Source organism: Gemmobacter aquarius, from assembly GCF_003060865.1.
GTDB lineage: Bacteria > Pseudomonadota > Alphaproteobacteria > Rhodobacterales > Rhodobacteraceae > Paragemmobacter > Paragemmobacter aquarius.
The window spans coordinates 3616166-3630822 of the sequence record NZ_CP028918.1; the positions used below are offsets into that span (position 1 = coordinate 3616166).

General features: G+C 64.3%; 14 protein-coding genes. 9 read left to right on the forward strand and 5 right to left on the reverse strand.

Going from position 1 to position 14657, the window contains the following annotated elements; translation table 11 throughout:
* Positions 1-14: 14 nt before the first annotated feature.
* Positions 15-551 (forward strand): nucleotide exchange factor GrpE, encoded by a 537-nt coding sequence (locus HYN69_RS17510; RefSeq protein ID WP_108436873.1) that lies wholly within the window; start codon positions 15-17, stop codon positions 549-551.
* Positions 552-600: 49 nt separating this feature from the next.
* On the opposite strand, the gene mutS is transcribed toward HYN69_RS17510, so the two are convergent.
* Complete coding sequence (mutS, locus tag HYN69_RS17515) at positions 601-3237, reverse strand: DNA mismatch repair protein MutS (RefSeq protein ID WP_108436874.1); 2637 nt, start codon at positions 3235-3237, stop codon at positions 601-603.
* Between the two features lie 107 nt (positions 3238-3344).
* Between mutS and HYN69_RS17520 the strand changes: the two genes are divergently transcribed.
* From HYN69_RS17520 to HYN69_RS17530, 3 genes are read left to right on the forward strand one after another with little or no spacing between them, the layout of a single operon-like run.
* Positions 3345-4247, forward strand: coding sequence for a D-amino acid aminotransferase (locus tag HYN69_RS17520; RefSeq protein WP_108436875.1), 903 nt, complete (start codon positions 3345-3347; stop codon positions 4245-4247).
* A gap of 10 nt (positions 4248-4257) precedes the next feature.
* Positions 4258-4974: a sulfotransferase-like domain-containing protein gene (locus HYN69_RS17525; RefSeq protein WP_108436876.1), complete on the forward strand. Its 717-nt coding sequence runs from the start codon at positions 4258-4260 to the stop codon at positions 4972-4974.
* A gap of 19 nt (positions 4975-4993) precedes the next feature.
* Positions 4994-6187, forward strand: a complete 1194-nt coding sequence (locus HYN69_RS17530) for a phytanoyl-CoA dioxygenase family protein (protein ID WP_108436877.1) — start codon at positions 4994-4996, stop codon at positions 6185-6187.
* Between the two features lie 64 nt (positions 6188-6251).
* Here the strand turns inward: HYN69_RS17530 and HYN69_RS17535 are convergent, their stop codons facing one another.
* Entirely contained in the window at positions 6252-7478 is a 1227-nt protein-coding gene (locus tag HYN69_RS17535) for an argininosuccinate synthase (RefSeq protein WP_108436878.1), read from the reverse strand.
* 111 nt (positions 7479-7589) lie between these two features.
* On the reverse strand, positions 7590-8450 hold the full coding sequence (locus HYN69_RS17540) for a hypothetical protein (protein WP_108436879.1): 861 nt from the start codon (positions 8448-8450) through the stop codon (positions 7590-7592).
* Between the two features lie 100 nt (positions 8451-8550).
* On the opposite strand from HYN69_RS17540, the gene ilvA reads away from it, so the two are divergent.
* Complete coding sequence (ilvA, locus tag HYN69_RS17545; RefSeq protein ID WP_108436880.1) at positions 8551-9798, forward strand: threonine ammonia-lyase IlvA; 1248 nt, start codon at positions 8551-8553, stop codon at positions 9796-9798.
* Here ilvA and HYN69_RS17550 read toward each other — a convergent pair.
* The gene (locus HYN69_RS17550) at positions 9795-10064 is read right to left on the reverse strand and encodes a histidine kinase (protein ID WP_108436881.1); all 270 of its coding nucleotides are present in this window, start codon (positions 10062-10064) and stop codon (positions 9795-9797) included. The genes ilvA and HYN69_RS17550 overlap by 4 nt on opposite strands.
* A 134-nt stretch (positions 10065-10198) precedes the next feature.
* Between HYN69_RS17550 and HYN69_RS17555 the strand changes: the two genes are divergently transcribed.
* Entirely contained in the window at positions 10199-11431 is a 1233-nt protein-coding gene (locus HYN69_RS17555) for a PP2C family protein-serine/threonine phosphatase (RefSeq protein WP_108436882.1), read from the forward strand.
* Here the strand turns inward: HYN69_RS17555 and HYN69_RS17560 are convergent.
* Entirely contained in the window at positions 11362-11814 is a 453-nt protein-coding gene (locus HYN69_RS17560; protein WP_108436883.1) for an NUDIX hydrolase, read from the reverse strand. The genes HYN69_RS17555 and HYN69_RS17560 overlap by 70 nt on opposite strands.
* A 75-nt stretch (positions 11815-11889) precedes the next feature.
* On the opposite strand from HYN69_RS17560, the gene hslO reads away from it, so the two are divergent.
* From hslO to HYN69_RS17575, 3 genes are read left to right on the forward strand one after another with little or no spacing between them, the layout of a single operon-like run.
* On the forward strand, positions 11890-12888 hold the full coding sequence (hslO, locus tag HYN69_RS17565; RefSeq protein ID WP_108436884.1) for an Hsp33 family molecular chaperone HslO: 999 nt from the start codon (positions 11890-11892) through the stop codon (positions 12886-12888).
* Positions 12878-13474 carry a CoA pyrophosphatase gene (locus tag HYN69_RS17570; protein WP_108436885.1) on the forward strand — a complete coding sequence of 199 codons (597 nt, stop codon included), beginning with the start codon at positions 12878-12880 and terminating at the stop codon, positions 13472-13474. The genes hslO and HYN69_RS17570 overlap by 11 nt, the downstream gene beginning before the upstream one ends.
* Entirely contained in the window at positions 13471-14598 is a 1128-nt protein-coding gene (locus HYN69_RS17575) for a CCA tRNA nucleotidyltransferase (protein WP_108436886.1), read from the forward strand. The genes HYN69_RS17570 and HYN69_RS17575 overlap by 4 nt, the downstream gene beginning before the upstream one ends.
* Positions 14599-14657: the final 59 nt, after the last annotated feature.

A 14657-nucleotide genomic window follows, 5' to 3' on the forward strand; every position in this document is an offset into this window, starting at 1 on the left:
GAAGGCGACAGGTTATGGCAGACGACAAGACGGTTTCGGAAGAGTTCGCGATCGAGGAGGGGCTGAACGAGTTCGCCGAGGCGGACGAGCTGGATGCGCTTCGGGCCGAACGAGACGAGATGCGCGACCGTTTCATGCGGGCCTTGGCCGATGCCGAGAACGCCCGCAAACGCGGCGAGCGTGACCGGCGCGAGGCCGAGCAATATGGCGGATCGAAACTGGCGCGCGATCTGCTGCCGGTTTATGACAACCTGAACCGCGCGCTTCAGGCTGCGACCGACGAGCAAAAGGCGGCTGCCGCCGCGCTGTTCGAAGGCGTGCAACTGACATTGCGCGAGCTGACGAATGTGATGACGAAACATGGCATGAAGCCGATCACGCCCGCCGTGGGCGACACGTTCGACCCGCAAAGCCACGAGGCAATGTTCGAAGCGCCGCTTCCGGGAACCAAGGTTGGCCAGATCATCCAGGTGATGACCGAGGGGTTCATGCTGCATGACCGCCTGCTCCGTCCGGCGCAGGTCGGGGTTTCTTCGAATACGGCTGGCTGAATTCGGCCAATGCCGGGGGGCTTTCTGCCCCCGGACCCCCGCAGGCGGGTCAGGCTTTCAGGGCGTCTTTCAATTCATAGATCAGGCGCAGGGCGTCTTTTGGGCTGAGTTCGTCGGGGTGGATATTCGCCAGCATCGCCTCCAAGGGTGAGGATTTGGCGACCGGTCGCGCGGCGGCGGGGGCGATGCTGAACAACGGCAGGTCGTCGATCAACGCCTTGGGCCGTGCGCCGCCCTGACGTTCGCCGCTTTCCAGGGCTTCGAGCACGATCTTGGCGCGGTCGATCACGCTTTGCGGCAACCCGGCAAGGCGGGCGACTTGCACGCCGTAGCTGCGGTCGGCGGCGCCTTTCTTGACCTCGTGCAGGAAGATCACGTCGCCTTCCCATTCCTTGACCGTGACAGTGGCGTTTTCAACGCCCGTCAGCTTGCCGGCGAGGGCGGTCATTTCGTGGTAATGCGTGGCGAAAAGCGCGCGGCAGCGGTTGGCTTCGTGCAGGTGTTCCAGCGTGGCCCATGCGATGGAAAGGCCATCGTAGGTCGCGGTGCCGCGACCGATTTCGTCGAGGATCACAAGCGCGCGGTCGTCGGCCTGGTTCAGGATGGCGGCGGTTTCGACCATTTCCACCATGAATGTAGAGCGGCCACGGGCGAGGTCATCCGCCGCGCCGACGCGGCTGAACAATTGGCTGACGAGGCCGATATGGGCCGATGCGGCGGGAACGTAGCTGCCAGCTTGGGCCAGAAGCGCGATGAGGGCGTTCTGGCGCAGGAAGGTGGATTTCCCCGCCATGTTCGGGCCGGTCAGCAGCCAGATGGCGGGGGTTTCGCCGCCTGTCAGCGCGCAGTCGTTGGCGACGAAGGGGCCGCTGCCCTGCTTTCGCAGGGCGCGTTCCACGACAGGGTGGCGCCCGCCCGTGATTTCAAAGGCGCGGGATGCGTCGACCACGGGTTCGCACCAGTCTTCGTCGGCGGCGAGGTCGGCGAAGGCTGCGGTCAGGTCGATCTCGGCCAAGGCGCGGGCGGCGGCGCCGATGGGGCCTGCATAGGCGAGGATGGCTTGGCGCAGAATCTCGAAGTGGCGCTTTTCGATTTCAAGCGCGTGGTTGCCCGCGTTCAGGATGCGGGTTTCGAGTTCGGAAAGGTCGACGGTCGTGAAGCGGACCTGTCCTGCGGTGGTCTGGCGGTGAATGAACTTTTCATTCAGCGGGGCCGAGAGCATGCGTTCGGCATGGGTGGACGTGGTTTCGATGAAATAGCCCAGCACGTTGTTGTGCTTGATCTTCAGGCTTTGGATGCCGGTTTCGGCGATGAAATCGGCCTGCATGGCGGCGATGACGCCGCGGCCTTCGTCGCGCAGGCGGCGGGCGTCGTCGAGTTCGGGGTCGTATTCCGGTGCGACAAAGCCGCCATCGCGGGCGAGGAGCGGGGGTTCGGCGACGAGCGCCTGATCGAGCAGGTCGGCGAGGGGATTGTGGCCGGTCAAAGACTTGGCCGCTTCGGCGAGCAAGGGGGGCATGCCGGACAGACGGGCGGCGATGGTGCCTGACTGGGCAAGCCCTGCGCGGATCGCCGTCAGGTCACGGGGGCCGCCGCGGTCGAGCGCGAGGCGGGACAGGGCGCGGTCCATATCCGGAACGCGGCGGAGCCCATCGCGCAGGTCAGAGCGGAGGCGGGGTTGGTCGAGCAGGTGGCGGACGGCTTCAAGGCGGCTGTGGATGGTGGCAAGGTCGCGCGAGGGGGCCGAAATGCGGCGTTCCAGCAGGCGGGCACCGGGGGCCGTGACGGTGCGGTCGATTGCCGCGAGGAGCGATCCGTCGCGCCCACCTGACAGGGCTGCGGTGAGTTCGAGGTTGCGGCGGGTTGCGGCGTCGATCTGCAGGGTGCCGCCTGCTGCCTCTTTCAGGGGGGCGCGCAGGAGGGGGAGTTTGCCGCGCTGGGTAAGGTCGAGGTAGTCGACAAGCGCGCCCATGGCCGAAAGTTCGGCGCGGTCAAACAGGCCGAAGGCATCGAGCGAGGAGACGGAGAACAGGGTGCAGAGCCGCTTTTCGGCAGAGGTGGAATCGAACGATCCACGTGACAGCGGGGTAAGGGCTGCGCCGTATTCAGAGACCATCATGGCCCAATCAGACTCTCGCGCCTCGCTGACCAGCAGTTCGCGCGGCGCAAGGCGGGCGAGTTCGGGGCCGAGGCGGGCAGGCGGGCAGGGCATCACGCGGAATTCGCCGGTCGATATATCGGCCCATGCGAGGGCGGCTTCGTCCCGCACCTCGGCATAGGCTGCGAGGAAGTTGTGGCGGCGGGCTTCCAAGAGCGCGTCTTCAGTCAGGGTGCCGGGAGTGACAAGGCGGACGACATCGCGTTTCACCACCGATTTATAGCCGCGTTTTTTCGCATCGGCCGGGTCTTCGAGCTGTTCGGCGATGGCGACACGAAAGCCTTTGCGGATCAGTTGCAAAAGGTAGCCTTCGGCCGAATGGACCGGAACGCCGCACATGGCGATGGGTTCGCCAAGGTGGGTGCCGCGTTTGGTCAGGGCGATATCCAGCGCCTCGGCTGCCGCGATGGCATCGTCGAAGAACATTTCGTAGAAATCGCCCATGCGGTAGAACAGCAGCGCGCCGGGGTTCTGCGCCTTGATGTCGAGATATTGCGCCATCATCGGCGTGACGGTGTCTTCGGTCATATTTCCCCCGGCTGTTGGCGCGAGACTACAAAAGCGGGCGGGTTGCGGAAAGGGCCATTGCGCGGGGCGGGCGCTTGGGTAGGTTTGCGGGAAAGATAGGGGGCACCATGGCCGAGCACGTTTCAACCCATGCCGCAGAGGAGGATGCGAGGAACGAGCGTATCCTGATTTACGTGAACGGGCGGATCGTTCCCAAGGCCGAGGCGGTGGTTTCGGTTTACGACTCGGGTTTCATGCTGGGCGATGGCGTCTGGGAAGGGATACGGCTTTACGAAGGCAAGTGGGCCTTTATCGACGAGCATATGGACCGGCTGTTCGAAGCGGCGAAGGCCATCGATCTGGATATCGGGATGACCAAGGAACAGGTCATTTCTGCCGTGTCAGAGACGCAAAAGGCCAACGGTATGGTCAGCGACGCCCATGCGCGCCTGATGGTGACGCGGGGGGTCAAGACGCGGCCGTTCCAGAACCCGCGTCTGTCGCAGCAGGGGCCGACGGTGGCGATCATCATGGAACATTCCAAGCCCAAGATCCCGAGGCCGATCACGCTGGCCACCGTGCCGCATCTGCGGGGGTTGCCGATGACGCAGGACCCCAAGCTGAACAGCCATTCCAAGCTGAATTGCATTCTGGCCTGTATCGCCGCGCAAAAGGCGGGCGCGGACGAGGCGTTGATGCTGGATGTGCATGGCTTTGTGAACACGACGAACGCGTGCAACTTTTTCATCGTGCGGAAAGGCGCGGTTTGGACCAGCACGGGCGATTACTGCATGAACGGGATCACACGGGGCAAGGTGATCGAGGTGTGCCACGAGGCGGGGATACCCGTGTATGAGCGGAATTTCAGTCTGGTCGATACCTATGGCGCGGACGAGGCGTTTCTGACCGGCACGTTCGGCGCGCAGACGCCTGTGGGGATGATCGACGGGCGGCAGATCGGGACAGGGCAGATGGGGCCGATGACCGAGCGGCTGAGGGCGCTTTACAAGGCGAAGGTTGCCGCGTCGTGAGGATTGCCCCATGAAACTTGCGATGTGGTCGGGGCCGCGCAACCTGTCGACGGCGCTGATGTATGCCTTTGCCGCGCGGGGTGATTGCGCGGTCTGGGACGAGCCGTTCTATGCGGCTTACCTTGCGGCGACGGGTATCGACCATCCGATGAAGGACGAGGTGATCGCGGCGGGCGAGGTGGATGCGGGGCGCGTGGGGGCGGCCTGTGTCGGGCCTGTGCCCGAGGGGCGGGCGATCTGGTACCAGAAGCACATGACGATGCATATGGTCGCCGGTTTCGACCGCGATTTCATGCGGGGGCTGACCAACGTCTTCCTGATCCGTCATCCTGCGCGGGTGGTGGCGAGCTATTCGAAAAAGCGAGAGGCGCCAACACTGGCCGACCTTGGCTTTGTGCAGCAGGCGGAATTGTTCGAGCAGGTGGCGGGTTTCACGGGGACGGCGCCCTTGGTTGTGGACAGCGCCGATATCCGCGCCAACCCGCGCAGCACGCTGGGGCGGCTGTGTGCGGCGCTGGGGATTCCTTTTGTCGAAGGGATGTTGCGGTGGCAGGCGGGGCCGAAACCGTTCGACGGGGTCTGGGCGCCGCATTGGTATAACGCGGTCCATGCCTCGACCGGGATAGACGAACCCGAGGGGGATTTGCCGTCGCTGGCGGCGGAATATGCGCCTTTGGTCGAACAGGCGATGCCCTATTATCAAAGACTTGCGGCGCGGCGGATTTGACAGATTTGGAGGATGCGGGATGCTGACATCATCAAAGGCGGCAGCACGGGCGGCGCGGGTGTATCTGCGGGCCGAAGATTGCAGGGTCGAGGATCTGGCGGCGATCTGTTCGGCCAAGGTTGATCTGGCCGATTACACTTTTGCTGCCGATGTGCAGAAGAACGTGCTGATCTATGACTGCGGCGCGCTGCGGGCGGTCATTTCCGATGCGACCGGACGGCGGGGGCTTATGGCGGAATGGGCCGAGGCTTTGCTTTCAGGGCCGGGGGTCGTGGTGCTGAAGCGGGCCGAGACCGATGCAGGCATGCTCGATGCGGCGACGGCGCTGTTTTACGGGCTGATCGAGGAGCAGAACCGCGCAGGGTCGGGCGGGGGCGACCATTTCGCCAAGCCGGGCGCGAATGACCGCATCTGGAACAGTCTGGAAAAGCATTGCCTCGCGGACCCTGCGAATTTCGCGCGCTATTACGGAAACGAGTTTCTGGCGTTGATTTCCGAGGCTTGGCTGGGGCCGAATTACCAGATGACGGCGCAGTTGAACGTGGTGAACCCCGGCGGGGCGGCGCAAAGCCCGCATCGGGATTATCACCTCGGCTTCCAGTCGGCAGCGGATATCGAACGCTATCCGCTGCACGTGCAGGTGCTGTCGCCGGTGCTGACACTTCAGGGCGCGATTGCCCATGTGGATGCGACGGTGGAAACCGGGCCGACGCAGTTGCTGCCGTTCAGCCAGCGGTATGAGGCGGGGTATCTGGCGATGGGGCGGGCGGATGTGCGCGATTATTTCGCGGCGCATCACGTGCAGTTGCCGCTGGAAAAGGGGGATATGCTGTTCTTTTCGCCCGCGCTTTTGCATGCGGCGGGAACCAACCGGTCGGAGGGCATTCGGCGGATGGTGAACCTGTTTCAGGTGTCGTCGGCTTACGGGCGTGCGATGGAGACGGTGGACCGCAGGGCGATGTGCAAGGTTCTTTATCCCGTGCTAAGGGCGGCAAAAGGGGATGGAACGTTGACCGACGGCCAGATCGCCTGTGCGGTGGCGAGTGCGGCGGAGGGGTATAGTTTTCCCACCAACCTCGACCGTGATCCGCCGCTTGGCGGAATGGCGCCAAAGTCGCAAGCGAAGGTGGTGCTTGAGGCTTTGGCAGGCGATTGGGAGCCTGCCGCGCTGGCGGCGGCGCTGGACGCGCAGGCCGAGAAGAAAAAGGGGTAGGGTGCGCGATCCTCGCGCACCGTGGTTCAGGCGAAAGGTGCGCGGAGACCGCGCACCCTACGGTTTATTTGGCGACCCGCGCATTCCGCGTGGCGATCAGTTTCAGGCGCAGGGCGTTGAGTTTGATAAAGCCGGCGGCGTCTTTCTGGTCGTAGGCGCCTGCGTCTTCTTCAAACGTCACGTGCTTTTCCGAATAGAGCGAGTGGTCGGACCAGCGGGCCACGGTGCGGGCGCTGCCTTTATACAGTTTCACGCGGACGGTGCCGGTGACGTGCTCTTGCGATTTGTCGATCAGGGCTTGCAGCATTTCACGCTCGGGCGAGAACCAGAAGCCATTGTAGATCAGTTCGGCGTAGCGCGGCATGATGCTGTCTTTGAGGTGGCCTGCGCCCGCATCAAGGGTGATCTGTTCGATGCCGCGGTGCGCTTCCAAAAGGATCGTGCCGCCGGGGGTTTCGTAAAGGCCGCGCGACTTCATGCCGACGAAGCGGTTTTCCACCAGATCCAAGAGGCCCACGCCATGCTTGCCGCCGATTTCGTTTAGGCGGGTCAGGATGGTCGCGGGGGAAAGCGCCTCGCCGTTGATGGCCACGGCATCGCCGCGTTCGAAGGTGATTTCCACGTATTCCGGCGTGTCGGGGGCTTTTTCGACCGGCGTGACGCGCTGGTAGACGAATTCGGGTGCTTCCTCGGCCGGGTTTTCCAGAACCTTGCCTTCGGATGAGGTGTGCAACAGGTTTGCGTCAACCGAGAAGGGCGCATCGCCGCGCTTGTCTTTGGCGATCGGAATCTGGTTGGCTTCGGCGAATTCCAACAGCTTGGTGCGGCTGGTCAGATCCCATTCGCGCCAAGGGGCGATGACCTTGATCGACGGGTCGAGCGCGTAGGCCGAAAGCTCGAAGCGGACCTGATCGTTGCCCTTGCCGGTTGCGCCATGTGCCACGGCATCGGCGCCGGTTTCGTGGGCGATGCGGACGAGGTGCTGCGAGATCAGCGGGCGGGCGATGGAGGTGCCGAGGAGATACAGCCCCTCATACAGCGCGTTGGCGCGGAACATCGGGAAGACGAAATCGCGGACGAATTCTTCGCGCACGTCGATGATGTGGATATTCTCGGGCTTGATGCCCAGAAGGATGGCCTTTTCGCGCGCAGGTTCAAGCTCTTCGCCTTGGCCGAGGTCGGCGGTGAAGGTGACGACTTCACACCCGTATTCGGTTTGCAGCCATTTCAGGATGATCGAGGTATCGAGGCCGCCCGAATAGGCGAGAACGACTTTCTTGGGCTTGGACATGGCCGCCTCATTCACGTTGGAAATATGGCGGGCGGTGTATCGGGTCTTGCCCTGTGGGGCAAGGGCGGCGGGTTATAGAAAAAGGGCGGCCCGAGGCCGCCCCCTTGGTCCTCAATTGCCTGCTGCGGCAAAGGCGCTCAGGTCTTCGGGCTTGAAGCGCGCTAGAAGGCTGTCGAGAAGAGCCTGTTCTTCGGCGCTGATCGTGGCGGGATCGGCGTCGGGGTTCTTGTTCCATTTGGACAGGATGGCCGTTTCAGCGTCGGACAGGGCGGCGAGCGCGTCGATGTCTTCTTGCGACGGCTGCGGCGGGGCGGGAACCTCGAGTTCGGCCACGGTAACGAATGCGGGCACGGGTTCGGGTGCGGCCACTACGGTCGGGTCGATCGTGCCATCTGCGACGCCCTGATCATAGGCGGTCTTGTCGATGACGTATTGCGCTGCGAGTGCCGTGTTGGTGTATTTGGCGGCTCGGTAGGCGGCAAGATCGGCGTAACCCGATGTTTCCAGCGCGGCGGCGATGCCGTCTTGCCATGCGGCATAGTCGGCTTGCTGTTGGGCAAGCGCCTTGGCGTCGATGCCTTCCGCGTTGGCGCTGGCCACGACATAGGCCGCGGTGCGACCGACGGGGCCGTTGGTGTTGCCGTTGCGGATATGGGCGAGGATGGCTTTCGGGCTGGCGTGAAGCGCGCCGTTCATGTTGCCAAGCCCGCCCGCCCCGCCATTCGATGCGGTTTCGGTTTCCTCCGGCGCTTCGGCGTCGGTCGAGGCTGCCTTGGCTTCGGACGACTTGGCGTTGCCGCCGCCATGGTTGCCAGCATTGCCCCCACCGTTGCCGCCGCTGTTCCCATTTCCGTTCCCGCCTTTCGCGGCAAAGGCGGTATCGGCACCGGTCAGATGGAAGGACGGCATGGCAGGGCTGAGCATGAGGGTGGAAAGACCCAGAATGGTCAGAAGCTTCTTGGGATGGAACATGATCGAGTCCTCGCTTAGGTTACGTCGGGCTTGGTGCAGGACTGGGGCCATTTTCGGGCGCAGTTAAGAACAATTAATGTCATTTTGAGAAGGAAAGTCTGTGTCACGATTTACTGATCAGGCTCGGGCGGCGACCGTATCCTTGCGCGAATTGTTCCCCGAGACGCCTTTGCAGCGCAACGAACACCTGTCGCAGCGGTATGAGGCGGACATTTACCTTAAGCGCGAAGACCTGAGCCCGGTTCGCAGCTACAAGCTGCGCGGGGCTTTTACCGCGATGGGAAAGGTGCTGGCGGCAACGCCCGAACGGAACATGTTCGTTTGCGCCAGCGCGGGCAATCACGCGCAGGGTGTGGCCTTTGCCTGCCGGCATTTCGGGGTGTCGGGTGTGATCTTCATGCCCGTGACCACGCCGCAGCAAAAGATCGACAAGACGCGGGCCTTTGGCGGGGATGCGGTCGAGATCGTGCTGACGGGCGATTATTTCGACCAGACGCTGGCAGCGGCGCAGGCGCTTTGCGCCGAGAAGGGCGCGCATTTCCTTTCGCCCTTCGACGACGAGGATGTGATTCTGGGCCAGGCCTCGGTCGCGGTCGAGATGCTGGATCAGTTGGGGCAGCGACCTGACATGGTGATCTTGCCGGTGGGCGGGGGCGGGCTTTCGTCGGGCGTCACGGCCTATCTGCGCGAGGCAGCGCCGGGGGTGGATTTCCGTTTCGTCGAGCCGCTTGGCGGGGCAAGCCTGATGGCGGCGCTGCGGGCGGGCAAGCCGGACAAGCTGGCGCGGGTGAACAGTTTTGTCGATGGCGCGGCGGTGGCGCGGCTGGGGGAGCGCAACTTTGCGCGGCTGGATTGGGTGGACGTGGCGCAGGTGCTGCTGGCCCCCGAAGACCGGATTTGCGTGACGATGCTGGAAATGCTGAACGTCGAGGGGATCGTGCTGGAGCCGGCAGGGGCGTTGTCGGTCGATGTGCTGCCGGAACTGGCAGACGAGATACGGGGCAAGACGGTGGTCTGTGTTACTTCGGGGGGTAACTTCGACTTTGAACGGTTGCCCGAGGTAAAGGAACGGGCGCAGCGTTATTCGGGGGTGAAGAAATACTTCATCCTGCGGATGCCGCAGCGGCCGGGTGCGCTGCGCGAGTTTCTGGGCATGCTGGGGCCGGATGACGATATCGCGCGGTTCGAATACCTGAAGAAATCGGCGCGCAACTTTGGCTCGGTCCTGATCGGGATCGAGGCGAAGCGGCCCGAGGCGTTCAAATCGCTGTTTTCCAAGCTGGACGAGGCTGCCTTTGTCTATCGTGACATCACGAATGACGAGATATTGGCGGAATTCCTGATCTAGATCGCCTCGGCCAGCAGGCTGGCCTTGCTTGCGGCGTATAGCGCGGTGACGACGTGCCGGTCGGCCGTGCGGCTGCACGCCTCGGCCAGTTCTGCAAAGCCGAGGTTGAGCGCGGCGCCCCGCAGGAAATGCAGGTCTTCGGCGGTCAGGGACGGGCGGGCAATGACGGTATCGCTTTCGTCGAGGAAGACGGCGACCACCTCGGCAAAGCTGTCATGGCCGATTTCGTCGCGCAATTCCTGCACGCGTGTCCAGTTGATGAGCATGATTTGCACCCCTGCATATCCCACGGGGCGAGACTTGCCGGACTGCGCTTAACGAGGGGTTAGGAGCGGTTCGGGAAGTGGTTCGAATTGCGCGGGTTCACCGGATGTTAAGGCGTTCGGGCCAAGGTGGCGCAATGGGCGAACGGATCAGGGTTCTTGTGGCGGATGAAAGCAGGGCGCAGCGGATGATGCTGGCGCTACAGCTTTCGCGCTGGGGGTATGAGGTGGTCGAGGCCGCTTCCGGGCCCGAGGCGCTGGCGCTTTCGGTCGATGCCGATGTGGTACTGTCGGGCTGGGTGCTGCCGGGGATGAGCGGACCGGAGTTTTGCCGCGCCTTTCGGGCCTCGGGGCGGGACAGATACGGGTATTTCGTGCTGCTCACCTCGCGTTCCGGCAAAGAGGATGTGGCGGACGGGCTGGAATGCGGGGCGGATGACTTCCTGACAAAGCCGGTAAGTGCCGCTGAATTGCACGCGCGGGTGCGTGCGGGTGAGCGGATTTTGGGGATGCAGGACGAGCTTTTGGCCAAGAATCAGGTTTTGCGGCGGCTTTACGATGCGGTGGACCGTGATCTGGCAGAAGCGCGGCGCTTGCAGGAAAGTCTGGTGGCCACGCGTGAATTCAGCTTTGCGGGGGCCGATGTGTCGCTGTTGATGCGGCCTTCGGGGCATGTCGGGGGCGATCTGGTCGGGTGCCTGCCGCTGGGGCCTGACCTTGTGGCGCTGTATGCCATCGACGTGTCAGGGCATGGCGTGGCGGCGGCGATGATGACGGCGCGGCTGGCGGGGATGCTGTCGCCCCATGCGCTTGACCGCAATGTCGCGCTGCGCGGCGGCGTGCCCGTGCCGCCCGAGGAGGTGGCGGCGGGGTTGAACCGGATGATGGGGCAGGAAATGCAGGTGGACCAGTATTTCACCATGGTCTTCGCGCATCTGGTCCTGTCGACCGGCGAGGTGCGGCTGGTGCAGGCGGGCCATCCGCATCCGGTGGTGCTGCGCGAGGGCGGGTTTGCCGCCCGGATCGGCGCGGGTGGCTTTCCTGTCGGGCTGGTGGCAGATGCGCGCTATGATGCGGTTTCGTTGCGGCTTTCGCCGGGCGACCGGCTGGTCATTCCGTCGGACGGGGTGACGGAATGTCCGGGAGCCAAGGGCGACTTGGGCGAGGAGGGGATGATCGCCCTGCTGCGCGGCAAGGCGGGGCTGTCGGGCGATAAGCTGCACAAGGCGCTGCTGGATGATCTGACCGCCTTTGCCGGAGGAGAGGATTTGCCCGACGATGTTTCGGCGGTGATCGTCGATTATCGCGGCGGGGCTATGCCCAGAACGCCGGCGAGCATGGCTTTGTCGCCCGCGTTGCCCAGAAGGTGAACCGCTTCGGTCGCGGTGGTCCAGACGGCGGTATGCCCCGCCTCGGACGGGGGGCCAAGGCGCAGCACGGGGCGGGCGAGGTAGATGGTGCACAGCTTTTCGGCCCAAAGGTCGTAGTCGGGCATATAGGTGAAGCGGCGGAAGGCGCCGATGCGTTGGGCGATGTCGATCTTGTAGCCGGTTTCCTCGAACACCTCGCGATGGAGCGCCGCCACGGGGTGTTCGCCCTTGTCGATGCCGCCGCCGGGAAGCTGGAATTCGGGTATCGGGTTGGCCTGATGGGTCAGCAGGATGTCGGGACCGTTCAACAGAATGGCATAAACGCCCGGCCTGCGCGTGTAGCGTTGACCTTTCTGCACAGGCTCACCATATCGACGGATCATGTTTACACCCCAGGTCCGAAACTTGCCGTGGCCATATTGGCGCGGTATGCCTGACGGGCACAATCAGGAAACCCGATGACTCTTGGCTCACAACTCGCATGGGACGACACCGTCCTGCCGTTCCAGCTTGACCGGTCCGATATCCGCGGGCGCGTGGCGCGTCTGGACGGGGTTCTGGAGCAGGTGCTGCGCCAGCACGACTATCCGCCGGTGATCGAGGCGCTGGTGGCGGAAGCCGCACTTCTGACCGCGCTGATCGGACAGTCGATCAAGCTGCGCTGGAAGTTGTCGTTGCAGGTGCGCGGCAAAGGTCCGGCGCGGCTGATCGCGACCGATTACTACGGGCCTTCCGAGGATGGGCAGCCCGCGCGCATCCGCGCCTATGCCAGCTATGACACCGAGCGGCTGGATCTGGACGCCGAACCCTTCAGCCAGATCGGCGAGGGGTATCTGGCCGTGCTGATCGATCAGGGCGAAGGGAACGTGCCCTATTCGGGGATCACGCCGATTGCGGGGCGGTCTTTGTCGGATTGCGCGCAGACCTATTTCGCGCAGTCGGAACAACTGCCCACGCGCTTTGCGGTGACCTATGGCAAAAGCCAGATGGCAGGCGGCGTCGCGCATTGGCGGGCGGGCGGCGTGATGTTGCAGCACATGCCCAAGGCGTCGCCGTTCGTGGCAAGCGAGGGCGGGACGGGCGAGGGCGGGTTGCTGAACCACACCGACATTCTGGCGGGGGACGAGGCTGAAAACTGGACGCGGGCCAACGCGCTGCTGGATACGGTCGAAGAGCTGGAGCTGATCGGGCCAAGCGTGCAGCCGACCGAATTGCTGGTGCGCCTGTTCCACGAAGAAGACCCGCGGGTTTACGACGCCCAGCCGGTGCGATTTGGCTGCACCTGTTCGGAAGACAAGGTGCGGAATTCGCTGTCGATCTATTCGGCCAAGGACATCCGCCACATGACCACCGACGAGGGGATCGTGACCGCCGATTGCCAGTTCTGCGGGGCGCATTACGAGCTGGATCCGCTGACGGTCGGCTTCGAGGCGGTGAAAAAACCGGATGCCGAGTGATGAAGAACGCTTGCGCGCGGCACTGACCCGCCCCGCGCGGCCTTCGTCGGATTTTGACCTGAACCCTGCGATCGTCTTGCCTGCGGGGCGCGTGTTGCGCCCTGCCGCCGTTCTGGTGGCGGTGTGGCTGCGGCCCGAGGGGGCGCGGTTGGTGTTGACCAAGCGGTCGTCGCATTTGCAGCACCATCCGGGGCAGATCGCGCTTCCGGGCGGTAAGGTGGATGCGGGCGATGATGGCGCGGTGGGGGCCGCGCTGCGCGAGGCAAGGGAAGAGATCGGCTTGCCGGGCGGGCAGGTTCAGGTGCTGGGCGAGTTGCCCGCGCATGAGACGGTGACAGGGTTTTCGGTGACTCCGGTTCTGGCGCTGTTGCGCGGCGATTTCGTGCCGGTGCCCGAGGCGGGCGAGGTCGAGGAGGCGTTCGACGTGCCCTTGTCGCATGTGCTTGACCCTGCGCGATACCGGATCGAAAGTCGGCGCTGGCGCGGTGAATGGCGGCGCTATTATGCAGTTCCGTGGGGGCCTTATTACATCTGGGGGGCCACGGCGCGGATATTGCGCGGGCTCGCGGATCGGGTGCAGGGATGATGCCTTGGGTTCAGGATGCGGACGCTCAGGCGGTTTGTGCTGCACTGACGGAGGCGGGATACCGGGCGCTGTTCGTGGGGGGCTGCGTGCGGAATGCGCTGCTGGGCGAGCCGGTGAGCGATTACGACATCGCAACGGATGCAACGCCGGAAAGAGTGACTAACCTTGCCGAAAAGGCAGGGTTGAAGGTGGTGCCGACCGGCATAGAGCACGGCACGGTGACTGTGGTTTCGGGCGGCAAGCCGCATGAGGTGACGACGTTCCGCCGCGATGTGGAAACCGACGGACGGCATGCGGTCGTAGCCTTTTCCACCGATGTTGCGGAAGACGCGGCGCGGCGGGATTTCACCATGAACGCGCTTTACGCTACGGCGGCCGGCGAGGTGATCGACCCGCTGGGTGGCTTGCCGGACCTGATGGCGCGGCGGGTGCGGTTTGTCGGCGATGCCGCGCAGCGGATTGCCGAGGATTATCTGCGCGTGTTGCGGTTCTTTCGCTTTCACGCCTGGTATGGCGACGCGGCGGAAGGGATCGATGCCGAAGGTCTGGCCGCATGTGCCGCGGCAGTTGACGGGTTGGCGGGCCTCTCGCGGGAACGGGTCGGGGCGGAACTGAGGAAGCTGGTTTCCGCGCCGGACCCTGCGCCTGCGGTGGCGTCGATGGCGCGGGCGGGGGTGTTGGGGGCGGTTTTGCCGGGGGCGGATGATCGCGCCCTAGCCCTTCTGGTGCATCTGGAGGCGGGGCGGGTGCCGCGCTGGAAGGCACGGCTGGCCGTTTTGGGTGGGAACAGTGACGATTTGCGGCTGAGCCGCGCCGAGGCGCGCGACGTGGCCGCGCTGCGCGAGGCGGCGGGGTCTGTCCATTCGGCAGCGGGTTTGGGATATTTGCTTGGTGCCGACCTTGGCGCAGATGCGGTACTGGTGCGGGCTGCGCTGATGGAGCAGGCCTTGCCTGACGCATGGCAGCCCGAGGTTGCGCGGGGGGCCGCAGCCGTGTTGCCGGTGACGGCCGCCGACCTGATGGATCAGGTGCAGGGGCCTGCGCTGGGCGCGCGCTTGCGCGAGATCGAAAATCGGTGGCTGGCCGCCGATCTGCGGGCCGGTCGCGAAAGCTTGCTGGGCTGACGGTTTTCCTTTGGTCCGCGGGGGCCTATACCCGTAAAGAACCATTCGAGAGGCTATGC

Coding starts and splice junctions, on each gene's coding strand:
- HYN69_RS17575 (WP_108436886.1), top strand. CDS start 13,471: ATGATGCCTTGGGTTCAGGATGCGGACGCTCAGGCGGTTTGTGCTGCA.
- HYN69_RS17570 (WP_108436885.1), top strand. CDS start 12,878: ATGCCGAGTGATGAAGAACGCTTGCGCGCGGCACTGACCCGCCCCGCG.
- mutS (WP_108436874.1), bottom strand. CDS start 3,237: ATGACCGAAGACACCGTCACGCCGATGATGGCGCAATATCTCGACATC.
- HYN69_RS17560 (WP_108436883.1), bottom strand. CDS start 11,814: ATGATCCGTCGATATGGTGAGCCTGTGCAGAAAGGTCAACGCTACACG.
- HYN69_RS17550 (WP_108436881.1), bottom strand. CDS start 10,064: ATGCTCATCAACTGGACACGCGTGCAGGAATTGCGCGACGAAATCGGC.
- HYN69_RS17510 (WP_108436873.1), top strand. CDS start 15: ATGGCAGACGACAAGACGGTTTCGGAAGAGTTCGCGATCGAGGAGGGG.
- HYN69_RS17525 (WP_108436876.1), top strand. CDS start 4,258: ATGAAACTTGCGATGTGGTCGGGGCCGCGCAACCTGTCGACGGCGCTG.
- HYN69_RS17555 (WP_108436882.1), top strand. CDS start 10,199: ATGGGCGAACGGATCAGGGTTCTTGTGGCGGATGAAAGCAGGGCGCAG.
- hslO (WP_108436884.1), top strand. CDS start 11,890: ATGACTCTTGGCTCACAACTCGCATGGGACGACACCGTCCTGCCGTTC.
- HYN69_RS17540 (WP_108436879.1), bottom strand. CDS start 8,450: ATGTTCCATCCCAAGAAGCTTCTGACCATTCTGGGTCTTTCCACCCTC.
- HYN69_RS17530 (WP_108436877.1), top strand. CDS start 4,994: ATGCTGACATCATCAAAGGCGGCAGCACGGGCGGCGCGGGTGTATCTG.
- HYN69_RS17520 (WP_108436875.1), top strand. CDS start 3,345: ATGGCCGAGCACGTTTCAACCCATGCCGCAGAGGAGGATGCGAGGAAC.
- HYN69_RS17535 (WP_108436878.1), bottom strand. CDS start 7,478: ATGTCCAAGCCCAAGAAAGTCGTTCTCGCCTATTCGGGCGGCCTCGAT.